Source organism: Marinomonas lutimaris (assembly GCF_019426345.1).
In the GTDB taxonomy this organism is placed as follows: domain Bacteria; phylum Pseudomonadota; class Gammaproteobacteria; order Pseudomonadales; family Marinomonadaceae; genus Marinomonas; species Marinomonas lutimaris.
Genome location: NZ_JAHLLW010000018.1, coordinates 36,452 through 49,119 on the forward strand (window position 1 = coordinate 36,452; position 12,668 = coordinate 49,119).

Genomic DNA, 12,668 nt, shown 5'->3' on the forward strand with positions numbered 1-12,668 from the left:
AATCGGGCTATCGCCCAAACGTCTCATTCATTTTGTTCTATATTGGTTTGGTAAGACGATTTTTACCGTAAGGCATAGATTGGCTTCTCTGTTTGTGAAAGTCTTTCTGTTAATGACCCTGAAACTCCATAAAGTCGCGCAACTTCGTCGCGTCGAACTGACTTCTTCGTAGCTAATCGTCTACAAATTTATACCCGATACCGTAATACCAGTCGTAGGGCGGATGAGGAAGGTACGACCGTGATCCGCCGGAGAAAGCGGAGCTTTCATTTTCTAAGGTGGTTATCCTTCGGAGCGATAAAAACACCACGGTTAAAATATTTTGTTTTCTAAATAGAGCGATTATCCATTAAGTGACGCATTTGCTCTGTTATCCAATCTGTTAGTTTGTTGTTTGGGCTGTCGAGTCGTTTCACTATGCCTATTTCAATTAATGGATCCGTTAAGAAATCGCTTTTAGCGATTTTTATTTGCTCAAAAAACCAATGAGCTTTGGCAATATGTTCTGGAACAATGGCCCAGCCTTGATTCTGCGTTACCAATTCACAAATCAAATAATAACTGTCTAAATCCCAATGATCTGGGCTTAGAGCATTTTCGCGGTTCTCTCCTGAACGGTTACAGAGTACGAACTGACGGTATTGCTGTAGCTGCGAAAGACTCAGTACGCCTACTTTAGCAAGAGGGTGCTTTTTACCGACAATCAGGATTTTTTTAAAATATCCCAAAGACTGCAAGGTTAACTTTGGTGGCAAGGCACTGTTGCTAATCATAAAACCAATGTCGGCTTTTTTATTAGCAATGGCATTGGCAATATCGTCTTGTGATCCGTTAGTAATAACCAAATGCGTGTTGGGAAATAAATCGCCAACTTGAGAGAAAATAGAGTGAATGGTTTCCAGTGGCAAGGCTTCATCTAGAGCGATGCGCAACGAAATAGGTTCTTTGTTTGCCGCTGATAACGCACGTGAGTCTAAGCGTAAACATTGGTTAAGTACCGCTCGCGCTTCGGGAAGCATTTCTTTGCCAAGAGGTGTCAATACGGGGAATTTAGAGCTGCGATCAAATAATTCAAACCCTAAATCCAATTCTAAATTGGCGATGGCGCTGCTGATGCGCGATTGTGCCTTTTGTAATTGCCTTGCTGCTGCCGAAAAAGAGCCCAGCTCAGCGGCGGTAACAAACGCCAGTAACTGATCCAGTGTCCAATTCATTTCTTTGCTCATAAAATGGTTACTCTCGCGGCATAGATAATGGCTTAATCCATCCTATAAACGGATGGTAACTAACTTTCTTATATCTCAATTGTATATATTATGCCTGCATTCTTACTTTCTGGATATTTAAGTTATGCAAGCCGCTCCACAGGTTCAACCGTCACAATCCGTTGCTCGAACGTTTTGGCGTTTTGCCATTCCTTCCATCGTCGCTATGTTAGTCAGTGGTCTGTATCAGATCATTGATGGCTTCTTCGTTGGTCACTTTGTTGGTGCAGACGGACTCGCAAGCATCAATATGGCCATTCCATTGCTTGGTTTAATCATGGGCTTTGGTTTGCTTGTGGGTATGGGCGGCGGCAGCGTATTGTCTAAATATCGTGGCGAGAACAACCTTGCTGCCACTCAAGCAACACTCGTCACGGCGCTTTTCTTGATCATTTTGATCGGCTTATTGGCCACTGTCGTGTTTATCGTTTTTGGTCAGAGTCTGCTCAATATTCAAGGCGCAACGGGCATCACTCTAGAAATGAGCTGGGGTTATGTGCAAATAATGTCGTTTGGTGCACTGATTTCGATTGGTGCCAGTGCCATGCCGATGCTGGTCCGAAATGATGACAGCCCCAACCTTGCGACAGTATTTATTGTTGCAGGCGCTTTGACGAACATTGTCTTGGACTATGTTTTCTTAGCCCATCTTGATATGGGATTAAAAGGCGCGGCCATTGCCACCTTAATTGCTCAACTGGCGACCTGTATTTTGTGTCTACGTTACTTTACCTCGTCAAAAGCCAAAACCAAGCTAGCGGTTAAACAACTCGATAAAACCATCGCCATTCGTATCGTGCAATTGGGTGCGTCAAACTTAGTGATGTTTATCTATTTTAGCTTCGTCATGGCGTTCCATAACATGCAATTTATGGCCTACGGAGACACTACGCAACTAGCTGCCTTCGCGATTGTTGGCTACTTAGCGAGTTGCTACTACTTCTTCGCCGAAGGCTTAGTTAGCGGCTTGCAGCCACCGGTTAGTTACTACCTAGGCGCCAAGCAATACAAACGCATTACCGAAACCGTAAAACTGGCTTTTTCTGTCACCGTTGGATCCGGTATCGCCTTGGTCATACTGTTTAATATTTTTCCAGAGATCTTTATCAGCATCTTTACCACAGGCAACGACGCATTGCTTGAAGCAAGCAAAAACGGCATTCGCCTACATTTAATGGCACTGTTTTTAGACGGCTTTTTATTTATGGCGTCCATCTACTTTGTTGCCGTCGGTAAAAGCGGGCAAGCCCTGTTTGTCTCAGTCGGCAACATGTTGATACAGTTTCCATTCCTATTCATCTTACCGAAATACCTAGGCATTGATGGGGTTTGGTTAGCCGTTCCTCTATCCAACATCGCCTTCGCATTGATCGTATTGCCGATGCTACTGATCAACCTGAAAGGACTGATGAAAATGCATAGACAGCAGAACAATATAGATGGAGGCGTGGTTGTTTGCCAGTGACATCCCGATAAAGAACACTTTGTTCAAAGTGTTCTTTATTTGCTTCCATTCAAACGCTTTGTATTCCTAACCTTTTTTCCGCTCTGCTGAGCGGGTAACTTTTTGTAAGCGCCCAAAAAGTGACCAAAAATTCGCTTTGTCGGGCTATCGCCCAAACGTCTCATTTACTTAGTTTAATGTTGCGTTTAGCAAGACGATTTTTATCGTAAGGCATAGATTGGCTTTTCTGTTTGTGAAAGTCTTTCTGTTAATGACCCTGAAACTCCATAAAGTCGCGCAACTTCGTCGCGTCGAACTGACTTTTTCGTAGCTAATAGTAGGGTTGTCATGAGCGTAGCGACTCTCTTAATCAAAAAAAACGCTGTTGAAAGCGAAGCTTTCTTGGTTGAGTGCTTTTGATAAAAACAAACAACCTATCAAATTGATATGTTATGGTTCGGTTATGAGAGAAAGTAATGTCATAGTCTTAACTTTAGTTTGGGTTCATTAGGAGTAAAACTATGTATCACTATACAGAATGTGGCTTGCCTAACGTCTATCTAAAAAACGGTTTTACCATTGAGCATATAGACGGCGAAGACTACACCAGCATTGATGATATGAATAACTTACATGTCGCCATCGCGCAAACAATCGCAGACAGTCACACAGCTCTTCGTCCGGCTGAATTTAAGTTCTTACGCATAGAGTTAAACCTATCGCAAAAAATGCTCGGACACCGCTTTGGTGTATCAGAACAAACGATAGCGCGTTACGAAAAAGGACAGTCAGAAATCCCCCGAACGACAGACGCTGCGCTTCGATCTCTATTTATGGAAAAACTAGAGAAAACAAACTCCGTCAGCTACTTTCTAGACCTTTTGTCTGATGCAGAAGCCCAACAAGCCGCAAAGGAAATATTACTGGAAGAAATTGACAACCGCTGGGGGATCGCGGTTTAGCTAGTTGTTGAATTTAAATGTTTGATTCCATTCAAACGTATCCTAGGTCGATAGCTCGGTTCCGCTCTGTTGAGCGGAAAAAAGCTTAGGAGTACAAAGCGTTTGAATGGCGTCTAAATTCCGCGTCGGGCTAAAGCCGCGACCTACTCTAGAGCATGAAAGCTTCGCTTTCATCGGCGCATTACGGTCGTACCTCCCTCATGTCGCCCTACGTTTTTGTTTTCCATCACTGCAATCCCGAAGAAGTCTTTTCGACGCGACGAAGTTGCGCGACTTTATGGAGTTTCAGAGTCAGTGTTTGACTATTCATCTATCACCAAATAAACAATCTATGCCTTTCGACAAAAATCGTTTTGCCAAACTGATAATAAACAAAGCGAATGAGACGTTTGGGCGATAGCCCGATAAAGCGATTTTTTGCTTTCCTTTAGACTGAAGTTTTGCATCGTTTGGCAAAAGTTACCCGCTCAGCAGAGCGGAAAAAAGCTTAGGAATTCAAAGCGTTTGAATGGAACCAAAGTTTGCAACCCCTCCCTAACCCTCCCCTTGGAAGACAAAAGGGGAGGGGATTACCCCTATCTACATTGGCTCAAACACCGAGCCTAAGCTCGGAACAAACAACTTATTGTACATGCGGCTGGCGTAGTCGTCGGTCATGGAGGCCATGTAGTCGCAGATGATGCGAAGTCCGTTTTCTCCGCGTTCTTGGCTTTTTTGCCATTCCTTAGCGATTTCTCTTGGCAGTAGTCGGCTTGGGTCGGCGGAGTAGGCTTCGAACATTTCCAATAACATTTGCTGGCCTTTGTAGACGAGCATTTGCACTTCTGGGCGTTGGATGATGTGTTGCATTTCGAATTGTTTTAACAAGTTTAAGGCTTGTCGTTGGCCTTCTGGCAAGCCGACTTGGAAGCGTAATAGCGGATGTTCAAATTGTGTTTTTTCGATCACTCGACAAGAGGTAATGAACCAGCTAACTAGGCTGCCGATGGCTTCTTTGCGAAGGTGGCTTTGGCGGCTGAACAGTTGGGTGCGAATGTCGTTTAGGTTTTCGGCTAAAAAGGGTGACGCTAATGCGGCGAGTTTGGGTTCTAGGTGTTCTAGCCACATGTCTTTGGTGACCATGCCGAGGACGATGGCGTCTTCTAGGTCGTGAACGCCGTAGGCGATGTCGTCAGCGAGGTCCATGATGCTGGTGTCGAAGCTGGCGTGTTTGGCTTTGGCGTGGCCATCTGGCTCGGTTCGGTTTACTTCTTGTAATAAGCTTTTGTCGGCTTGGCTAAAAGGCTCGATGATCCAATTTAGTAAGTCTTGCTCTTCTTGGTAGACGCATTTTGGTGGCGCCCAGTTAGAAGCTTTGAATTGGCGAAAGTTAGCGGGTTTTTCTGGGTATTTGCCAACCACGCTGGCGTGTAAAACGGGGTATTTTAAAATTCCTAATAAAGTGCGACGTGTGACGTCCATGCCATAAATAGGTGAGTAGGAGCCGCGCTTCCCTAGGATTCTTAATGATTGTGCGTTGCCTTCAAAACCGCCATAAGTTTGCATCATGTAGTTAAGGGCAACTTCACCGCCATGACCAAACGGCGGATGGCCGATGTCGTGACTCAGGCAAACGGTTTCAATTAAAGCATCGTCGGCGAGCCAAGGTTGAAAGTCGGCATCTGCAGGTGAGCTGAATTTAAGTTGGTGAACAATGCCGTTGCCAATTTGGGCGACTTCTAGAGAGTGTGTTAAGCGTGTACGGCTGTAGTCGTTTTGTCGAATGGCAAGGATTTGCGTTTTGGATTGTAAGCGACGAAACGCGGCGCTGTGGATGATTCTAGCTCGATCGCGTTGGTAAGGTGTGCGGTAATCGTTGTCGCGGGATTCTTGATGACCAGATTGTCTTTCGTGCCAAGGTAGCATTGTGTCTTGTGCGGTTGTCATGCTCTTAATCCACTTAGGTTAATAACTTTGAGTCTTTCACGAAAACACGATATAGGTCAATGTTCGTAAAATTAGCATTGGGCATAATGGAATTAACTATAAGGAATCTTTATGCTTAATACACAACATCTCATTACCTTTAAGGCGTTGGTTGAAACGGGTAGTTTTACCAAAACCGCCAAGCAGTTGGGATTAACTCAGCCTGCGGTTAGCCAACATATTCAAAAATTAGAACGAGAAATGGGCGAGCCTTTGTTGATTCGACACGGTCGAACGACGGACATGACACCAGCGGGAGAAGTTTTGCTGCAACACATAAAAGAGCTGGAAGCGTGTTATGAAGGCTTTATGGAATCATGGCATGGTTATCTTGAAAGAAAGTCGAATGGTATTGTTACTGCAATCAAAAGTGCCTGACATTATCAGGCACTTTTGATCTTTTAATAGAAAGAGGCGTTTATTGTTGAGCGGTTGGTATGATATTACCAATATGCAGGCCACATTCTTTGTGTTCAGATTCTTCCCACCACCAGCGACCTTCGCGTTCGTGCTGATTTGGTAGAATAGGGCGAGTACAAGGCTCGCAGCCTATGCTGGTAAAACCTTTCAAATGCAACTCATTGTAAGGTACATCAAACATCTTGATGTAGTTCCAAACGTCTTCAGAAGACCAATTTGCCAATGGATTGAATTTAAACAAATCTTTTTCATCTGTGCTAAATGCGCTGTCTTTTTCGGCAAAAGCTAAGACATTTCGTGTACCTGGGCTTTGGTCTTTGCGTTGTCCGGTTATCCATGCATCTACAGTGGCAAGCTTGCGTTTAAGTGGCTGTACTTTGCGGATTCCACAGCACTCTTTGTGACCGTCTTCAAAAAAGCTAAACAAGCCTTTTTCGCGGGTGAAGTTTTCTAGAGCTTCACGGTCTGGGGAAAGAATGTCTATATTGATCTTGTAGTGTTTACGGACTTGTTCGATAAAACGATAGGTTTCTGCATGTAGACGACCAGTGTCCAGTGAAAATACCTGAATGTCTTTTTTGGCTTTGACAGCCATATCAATTAGAACAACATCTTCTGCACCGCTAAAAGAGATGGCAATGTTGTCGAATTCTTTCATCGCGTTGTGGATGATTTTTTGTGCTTCGTCTTCTTTGTTGTTGGCAATGAAAGACGCTAAATCAAATGCTGACATAGGATGATTTACCATGATCTAGGTTACGATAGCTGTACCATATCAATTTGCGGCGCCGAAAGAAAAGACGAAAGAACACTAACCTTATAATGCTTGACCTATATGGCGTGCTAGCGTTTGGTAAAGTCCATATAAAATGCCCGCTGTTACACCCCAAATGCGAATGTCTTCGTAATCAATTTCAAAATAACCACGAGACGTTGTATCGAGCACTTTCTTTTTAAAACGATAGTTTTGCGGCGTTAGCAAGTAGCGTAATGGTACCCAATGGACGGATTTTACTTCTTCTTCACACAGGCTTAATTCACTTCTACGAGTCATTTCAGCGACGATGGGTTTGATGCAGTAACCCGAGATGGTGCAGTATTCGCCAAGTTCGCCCAATAGGTCGAAACAGTCCGGCGATAGGCCGACTTCTTCTAATGTTTCCCGCAAAGCTGTGTATTGGATGCTGGCATCATCTGGATCATGTTTGCCACCGGGAAAAGCAATTTGACCTGGGTGGTTGCGCATGTGAAGGGCGCGTTGGGTGAGAAGTACATACAATTCGCCATTTTCTGGTTCTCGCCAAATAGGGATAAGCACGGCAGCAGATCGGTAATTCAAATCATAACCGCTGGGGAACATTTCCTCGTCTGGGTTATGGATTTGTTGCGCGTAAGGTTCTCTGTCTAATGCAGCGCGAATATCATCCAAGCTCAGATCAATGGGAGGAGCATTTAAAAACTGCTCAATGTCAGACATGATACGGCCTATTTCAAAAAGTCTTGTTCTAGAGTATGGGTTAATTTGCCCACTTTGGTAAAGGTTTCTTGGTATTCTTCCTGACATTTTGAATCTGCGACCAGTCCACCGCCTGCCCAACAATGCAAGTTGCCATGGTCTGCAACCAGTGTGCGAATAGTGATACTGGAATCCATTTGACCGTTTGCACTGAAGTAAGCGATAGAACCGCAATAGGCTGAACGTTCATGAGGTTCGAGCTCATCGATAATTTCCATCGAGCGAATCTTAGGTGCGCCAGTAATGGAGCCGCCTGGAAAGCTTTGATGAAAAACACGAATTGCTTGATCCGCCTGATCAATTCGACCTTCTACCGTTGAAACCAAATGATGGACGTTGGCATAACTTTCTAAGGCAAACAGTTTTGGCACCTTGATGCTGCCGGTTAAGCAGGTGCGGCCTAAGTCGTTGCGCAGCAAATCGACAATCATTAAGTTTTCAGCGCGATCTTTTTCTGATGCAAGTAACCAATCGGCGTTTGCCTTGTCTTCTTCTGGTGTTTTGCCGCGAGCTACCGTGCCTTTGATTGGTTTGGATTCGACTCTACCTTGATCACACAAGAGGAAGCGTTCAGGCGAATGACTTAGTAAACTTTGCTCTGGCGAAAATTCCATGTAAGCGGAAAACGGTGTCGGGCAAACGTCTCTTAATGCGTGATACGCCGTAAAGGTATCGCCTTGGTAACGAGTGGAAAAACGCTGTGCCAAATTGACCTGATAACAATCACCGGACTGAATGTAATCTTGAACCGCAGCAAATTTTTGCGCGTATGCTTCTTCTGTCATGTTCGAGGTAAAGGGCACTTTTAAAGTAAAAGGCCGTGCTTCATTTAAATCATGTTTTACCAGCACGTCATCACAGGCGCTGGTAAAGCGATTGATTAGATCGGCAACGTCTTCGGAAAGACACCAAGGTGAAATAATCAATTGAGTGTTTTTTTTCTTGTGACAAGTCACCACTGCCCAACCATAGAGTCCAATACTCAAGGTTTCTAGCTGGATGTCGTGCTCTACCGTGTCTGGCAATTGCTCGACAAAGTGACCACTTTCGTAACCGTAATAACCTAATAAGCCGCCAACGAATGGCAAATCTTTTGGGGCAGATTTCGCCCAAGGTTCTTGGCAAATAAGGCTCATTAATTCATTCAACAGGGTCATTGGGTTGTCAGTATTGCTTAGTTCATAAAGCGGTGTGCTGTACCAAGTGATAGGCTGGCTATTTTTAGTTGGATGAATACGGGCAAGTGGATTGGCTACTAAAATGTCGAAGTTGGTATCGGGGAAATGTTCGTGATTGCTGTCGAGTAAAGCGGGATAAGGTAAGTCTCGAACAGCAGAAAAGAAGGGCAGTAACGACGTCTGATAAGGGAGATTTACTTTTTTGATTTCTGACATTTATTTTAATACCTAGTAATATGAGAACTACGCTTATCAATGCTTTGTTAAAAATAGAATTGATTTCGCTCGCAATATAGTGAACAAGGTCTCAATGTATTCGTTTTACTGATCACAGCATTGTATTCTTTTAATAAGGGTCCTCACAGGTTAATTACAAGTGTCTGACATTTTTTTTCTTTCTTTACCCAATGCTCGTATTGCTTACCGCCTTTACGAAAACCCACAGGCAGAAAGTGATCGTGCTTGTCTGTTATTGCATGGCGCAGGTGTTGCCGGTGAAATTACGTATTCTCCTATGTTGCCGTATTTTACCCAGTGGCGTTGGATGCTGGTGCCCGATCTAAAAGGCATGGGCGATTCTTTTCATCATCATGGTGAAGAGGGCGCTGTGTCGATTGCTGAATTGACCGACGAAGTCGAAGCGTTATTAGCTCATGTTAAATGGAACGATTTTGATCTTGTTGCCTATTCTCTTGGCGGTTTGGTTGCGTTGAACTTAAATTATCAGCGTAGCTTGCAAGGCAAAAAGAAAGTCAAAATGGCTTTGTTGGAACCTGCGTCTTTGGATCGTGAAGATTTATCTACCTTGATGGATGTTCGTCAAAAGTATCGGCATGCGTCAAAATTGATTCGTGATACCGGCGATGTGGAATTGGGCGTAGCGAGTTTTATGGATGGCGTGTCACCGAATCGACGCAAGCATCCAGTAGCTGAAGCCACCACACAATCTCGTCTTGCTCATCGACCGTTTGGTTTTGCTTATGCGCTTGATGCGGTAACAGATCATGTGGAAAGTATGGTAAACGAGCCACATATTCGTCAGGCGATGATTGATGCATCCGAACAAGTATTCTTGTTCTCTGGTGAATTAAGTCATGAAGCCTTGCGCCAACACTATGATTTGTTGAGCGAACAGAACGCGGCGTGGCAACATAAAACCATGAGCGCGTGTGATCATTCATTGCCTTTTCAAAAACCTAGACAAATCGCCAATCATATTAATAATTGGTTTTCAGCGCACTAATATCAAATAAGCACTAAGATCAAATAAGCATTAAGATAAAACAAGCGTTACTAAAAAAGGGCAGGAAGCCAGTTTAATTTATGATTTTCTAGAAAGAAAATGTAAAAAAAACAGGAAAACAAGGAGGTTTTCAATGAGCCGTCAACACGGTTTTTCTCTGCTGGAACTACTCTGTGTTCTAGCCATCTTGAGCATTTTAGCTTATGCGGGTTCTGCGCAGTTTCTTAGCGTCAGTCAAAGAACCAAAGATAAAAACACCTTAAAAAATGAAATGAAGCGGCTAGCCGATGCGCTCACTCAAGCGCGTCAATTGGCAGTAATCAGCGGTCAAACGAGCTTCTTGTGCGGCGGCCAAAACTGCAACGGTGGTTGGTCTTCAGGGTTTACACTTTATCAAATCGAGCCTAATAGCGGTGCTGAAAAACACTATCGTCAGATCGTTTTTGATCCTTCCTTGGTGGTATCTTGGCGAGGATTTCCTACCCAGAAAAATCAAATCGAATTTCGATCTAATGGTTTGTCTGGTTATCAAAATGGCACCTTTGAATTCTGTTTGGGAGCATGGCAAGCGGACCTGATACTCAATCAAAGTGGTCGCTTTTATCTCACTGATCCAAAAGGCTCTTATTCTCAGGGAACGAATGGAGGGCAATGCGGATGAATAAATATCGCTTAATGCAGCGATTGTCTAAGCCAAGACAAAAGGGTTGGATCATGCTCGAAGTGATTCTGTGCTTGGCATTATTTGCCGTGGTGTTGCATCTTGTGCAGCGTCAGAGCGAAGTGCAATGGCAATCGGTTCAGCAAGCAGAAGTACAACGTAAACTTGATGAAAATCATCAAAAGCAAGCGGCTATGGTGCAGTTAGCTGGATCGGTTACTTGGCTTGATATGCCGAAGAATTCGCCCGATGAAGGTTATCCTGATTGTCAAAAATGTACAGGCAATGAGCTTAAAAACTGGTTCCATGCTTCACAGCATTTTCTGCCAGAATCGTCGGTATTGAACCTGAGCGAAGAGGGTGAAAAATGAATCAACGACAGAATATCAAAGGCAGTTTGTTGATCGAATTGCTGGTAGCGTGTGGTTTGATTGCCTTGTTTTTACCCTTTTTAGTGATCGCTATTGCGCGTATGCAGGAACGCCATCTTTTGACGCAAACTTACCAAGACCAACAGACTATAAAAGCCGCGATTGATCAACACTTAAAGGCACAATGGGCGCGGCTATTGCCAGCTAGTTGTGCGATAGATGAGTCGTTATTTTTGATAATTGAATCTGGCATGTCACCGCCGATCCGTTTGGCGACACGGCGTATCGACAAAGCCTCAGATTGGGTAAAGGGTGTGGATTATGGTTTGTGTCGTAGCTCAGTCACGGTTCGAAAAAATCCCATGGAAACGACCATGTCTTGCCATTGGAAAGTGGGGGACAGGGCGACTTTTTCGTCTTGCGAATCCCACTACAACGGCCATATTTTTAGTGAGTCTTCGAGTAAAAGCCTGATTCAGCTAGACGATAATTCCGCTATTGGTCAGTCTGGTATTATTCAAAGCGAAGATGGTTTTTATTGGTATGTATCTGAAGGCAAAGACGGTTGGAACGCTTTATGGCGTACGCCAGAGGAAAGCGGTAATTCATTAGAGCTTTGGAATGGTCTTGAGCGCTTTGCTGTTTTCCCTTTGTTGGATGACAGCCAAGATGGTTTGGTAGATACACTGGACACCCAATATGGACGCTTTCCGTTAAAAAATCTACGCGGCTTATGGGTGGAATATCAGTATCGGTTGAGTGATTGCAAAGCCGATCGTGATGCAGAATTTCTACAGGAATACGCTTCTATGCGAGGCGAAAAATGGCATTATTATTCACCTTGTCAGGGCGTGGGTAATCAAATTATTGTGCTGTAATCTGCGTGTTTTTTGACTCTCATGGATGAGATGAAAATCTTAAGGAATAGAGAAAATGAATGGGTTATTGTTTCGTACACAACAAGGTTGGGTGTCTTTGCCGATTATTGCTTTGCTACTGGCGATGTCTAGTTTGTCGATGCATTTTCAGGAAAGGCTCATGGCATCCTATAAATGGCGTGGACAGGTTAACGAGGTGGACGCTAATCTTAAAATATGGGACGACTTCTATCTAGCTTTTGTCATTTCTCCTAGTTTCACATCCGCAAAGGCGAGTGAATGTATTGGCTTCTGTGAGTTAAGCCAACGCTCAAAAGAAAATGGATGGCAAAAAGACGATCAATTTATCTATTATCGCTGGGAAAGTTACGAGTCTCTGCCAGATGAATCTGAAAATACGGATGTTTCCTACCGACTCTGCGCCACACAAAACCAGCAACAATATCGCTGCTGGTGGTGGCGAGAGAGTAGGTTGCTTGCAAACGGTTCAGTTAGTGTTTCTGGTTAAAAGCTTTCAAATGCTCTGCACTGCAAAATGGACGTGCTTCTTGGTCATGAATAGCATGTGAGCGTGGCGTGAAGGTTTTGCATTCTTCACAGCGAACCATACTTTCTTGTGACTCGTCCTTTTTAGAGGAATCCTGCTTTTTTGCTTCCGCAGGCGATTGACTGCGTTTAAAAGCGACAAATTGGCGGTATAACCACCAACCAATAAAGAAAATAGCAACAAAAACGATCAAACGTACGATCATATACTTTACCTAG

14 protein-coding genes are annotated in these 12,668 nt (G+C 44.0%); 8 read left to right on the plus strand and 6 right to left on the minus strand.

The features are described from left to right. Positions 1–329: 329 nt before the first annotated feature. Positions 330–1,214, minus strand: coding sequence for a LysR family transcriptional regulator (locus KPL72_RS16895; protein WP_249422311.1), 885 nt, complete (start codon positions 1,212–1,214; stop codon positions 330–332). A gap of 136 nt (positions 1,215–1,350) precedes the next feature. Between KPL72_RS16895 and KPL72_RS16900 the strand changes: the two genes are divergently transcribed. Together KPL72_RS16900 and KPL72_RS16905 are read left to right on the plus strand one after the other, a co-directional pair. After that, the gene (locus tag KPL72_RS16900; RefSeq protein ID WP_219703817.1) at positions 1,351–2,730 is read left to right on the plus strand and encodes an MATE family efflux transporter; all 1,380 of its coding nucleotides are present in this window, start codon (positions 1,351–1,353) and stop codon (positions 2,728–2,730) included. Between the two features lie 500 nt (positions 2,731–3,230). Beyond that, positions 3,231–3,671 carry a helix-turn-helix domain-containing protein gene (locus KPL72_RS16905; protein WP_219703818.1) on the plus strand — a complete coding sequence of 147 codons (441 nt, stop codon included), beginning with the start codon at positions 3,231–3,233 and terminating at the stop codon, positions 3,669–3,671. A 579-nt stretch (positions 3,672–4,250) separates the two neighbouring features. Here the strand turns inward: KPL72_RS16905 and KPL72_RS16910 are convergent. Continuing rightward, the gene (locus tag KPL72_RS16910) at positions 4,251–5,597 is read right to left on the minus strand and encodes an anti-phage deoxyguanosine triphosphatase (protein ID WP_219703819.1); all 1,347 of its coding nucleotides are present in this window, start codon (positions 5,595–5,597) and stop codon (positions 4,251–4,253) included. Between the two features lie 111 nt (positions 5,598–5,708). Here KPL72_RS16910 and KPL72_RS16915 point away from each other — a divergent pair, with 111 nt between their 5' ends. Further along, positions 5,709–6,014: a LysR family transcriptional regulator gene (locus KPL72_RS16915; protein WP_212915859.1), complete on the plus strand. Its 306-nt coding sequence runs from the start codon at positions 5,709–5,711 to the stop codon at positions 6,012–6,014. A 40-nt stretch (positions 6,015–6,054) separates the two neighbouring features. Here the strand turns inward: KPL72_RS16915 and KPL72_RS16920 are convergent, their stop codons facing one another. The 3 genes from KPL72_RS16920 to pabB all read right to left on the minus strand — a co-directional run bounded on the left by KPL72_RS16920 (position 6,055) and on the right by pabB (position 8,966). Further along, complete coding sequence (locus KPL72_RS16920) at positions 6,055–6,789, minus strand: phosphoadenylyl-sulfate reductase (RefSeq protein WP_212915858.1); 735 nt, start codon at positions 6,787–6,789, stop codon at positions 6,055–6,057. 84 nt (positions 6,790–6,873) lie between these two features. Next, on the minus strand, positions 6,874–7,533 hold the full coding sequence (locus KPL72_RS16925) for an NUDIX hydrolase (RefSeq protein WP_212915857.1): 660 nt from the start codon (positions 7,531–7,533) through the stop codon (positions 6,874–6,876). A gap of 8 nt (positions 7,534–7,541) precedes the next feature. After that, the gene (pabB, locus tag KPL72_RS16930) at positions 7,542–8,966 is read right to left on the minus strand and encodes an aminodeoxychorismate synthase component I (RefSeq protein ID WP_219703820.1); all 1,425 of its coding nucleotides are present in this window, start codon (positions 8,964–8,966) and stop codon (positions 7,542–7,544) included. 160 nt (positions 8,967–9,126) lie between these two features. Between pabB and KPL72_RS16935 the strand changes: the two genes are divergently transcribed. From KPL72_RS16935 to KPL72_RS16955, 5 genes are all read left to right on the plus strand, one after another. Continuing rightward, entirely contained in the window at positions 9,127–9,993 is an 867-nt protein-coding gene (locus tag KPL72_RS16935) for an alpha/beta fold hydrolase (protein ID WP_219703821.1), read from the plus strand. A gap of 133 nt (positions 9,994–10,126) precedes the next feature. After that, positions 10,127–10,654 (plus strand): GspH/FimT family pseudopilin, encoded by a 528-nt coding sequence (locus KPL72_RS16940; protein ID WP_219703822.1) that lies wholly within the window; start codon positions 10,127–10,129, stop codon positions 10,652–10,654. Further along, positions 10,651–11,025, plus strand: coding sequence for a hypothetical protein (locus tag KPL72_RS16945; RefSeq protein WP_219703823.1), 375 nt, complete (start codon positions 10,651–10,653; stop codon positions 11,023–11,025). Before KPL72_RS16940 ends, KPL72_RS16945 begins: the two co-directional genes overlap by 4 nt. Beyond that, a complete protein-coding gene (locus tag KPL72_RS16950) occupies positions 11,022–11,903 on the plus strand; it encodes a type II secretion system protein (RefSeq protein WP_219703824.1) in 882 nt (293 codons plus the stop codon). Before KPL72_RS16945 ends, KPL72_RS16950 begins: the two co-directional genes overlap by 4 nt. Positions 11,904–11,958: 55 nt before the next feature. Continuing rightward, positions 11,959–12,411, plus strand: coding sequence for a hypothetical protein (locus tag KPL72_RS16955; protein WP_219703825.1), 453 nt, complete (start codon positions 11,959–11,961; stop codon positions 12,409–12,411). Here KPL72_RS16955 and KPL72_RS16960 read toward each other — a convergent pair. After that, positions 12,395–12,655: a PP0621 family protein gene (locus KPL72_RS16960; protein WP_012070646.1), complete on the minus strand. Its 261-nt coding sequence runs from the start codon at positions 12,653–12,655 to the stop codon at positions 12,395–12,397. The genes KPL72_RS16955 and KPL72_RS16960 overlap by 17 nt on opposite strands. Positions 12,656–12,668: the final 13 nt, after the last annotated feature.

What these genes read in the sequence shown, in the direction of transcription:
- pabB (WP_219703820.1), bottom strand. Translation starts at nt 8,966, where the DNA reads ATGTCAGAAATCAAAAAAGTAAATCTCCCTTATCAGACGTCGTTACTG.
- KPL72_RS16925 (WP_212915857.1), bottom strand. Translation starts at nt 7,533, where the DNA reads ATGTCTGACATTGAGCAGTTTTTAAATGCTCCTCCCATTGATCTGAGC.
- KPL72_RS16910 (WP_219703819.1), bottom strand. Translation starts at nt 5,597, where the DNA reads ATGACAACCGCACAAGACACAATGCTACCTTGGCACGAAAGACAATCT.
- KPL72_RS16960 (WP_012070646.1), bottom strand. Translation starts at nt 12,655, where the DNA reads ATGATCGTACGTTTGATCGTTTTTGTTGCTATTTTCTTTATTGGTTGG.
- KPL72_RS16900 (WP_219703817.1), top strand. Translation starts at nt 1,351, where the DNA reads ATGCAAGCCGCTCCACAGGTTCAACCGTCACAATCCGTTGCTCGAACG.
- KPL72_RS16955 (WP_219703825.1), top strand. Translation starts at nt 11,959, where the DNA reads ATGAATGGGTTATTGTTTCGTACACAACAAGGTTGGGTGTCTTTGCCG.
- KPL72_RS16940 (WP_219703822.1), top strand. Translation starts at nt 10,127, where the DNA reads ATGAGCCGTCAACACGGTTTTTCTCTGCTGGAACTACTCTGTGTTCTA.
- KPL72_RS16905 (WP_219703818.1), top strand. Translation starts at nt 3,231, where the DNA reads ATGTATCACTATACAGAATGTGGCTTGCCTAACGTCTATCTAAAAAAC.
- KPL72_RS16920 (WP_212915858.1), bottom strand. Translation starts at nt 6,789, where the DNA reads ATGTCAGCATTTGATTTAGCGTCTTTCATTGCCAACAACAAAGAAGAC.
- KPL72_RS16895 (WP_249422311.1), bottom strand. Translation starts at nt 1,214, where the DNA reads ATGAATTGGACACTGGATCAGTTACTGGCGTTTGTTACCGCCGCTGAG.
- KPL72_RS16950 (WP_219703824.1), top strand. Translation starts at nt 11,022, where the DNA reads ATGAATCAACGACAGAATATCAAAGGCAGTTTGTTGATCGAATTGCTG.
- KPL72_RS16945 (WP_219703823.1), top strand. Translation starts at nt 10,651, where the DNA reads ATGAATAAATATCGCTTAATGCAGCGATTGTCTAAGCCAAGACAAAAG.
- KPL72_RS16915 (WP_212915859.1), top strand. Translation starts at nt 5,709, where the DNA reads ATGCTTAATACACAACATCTCATTACCTTTAAGGCGTTGGTTGAAACG.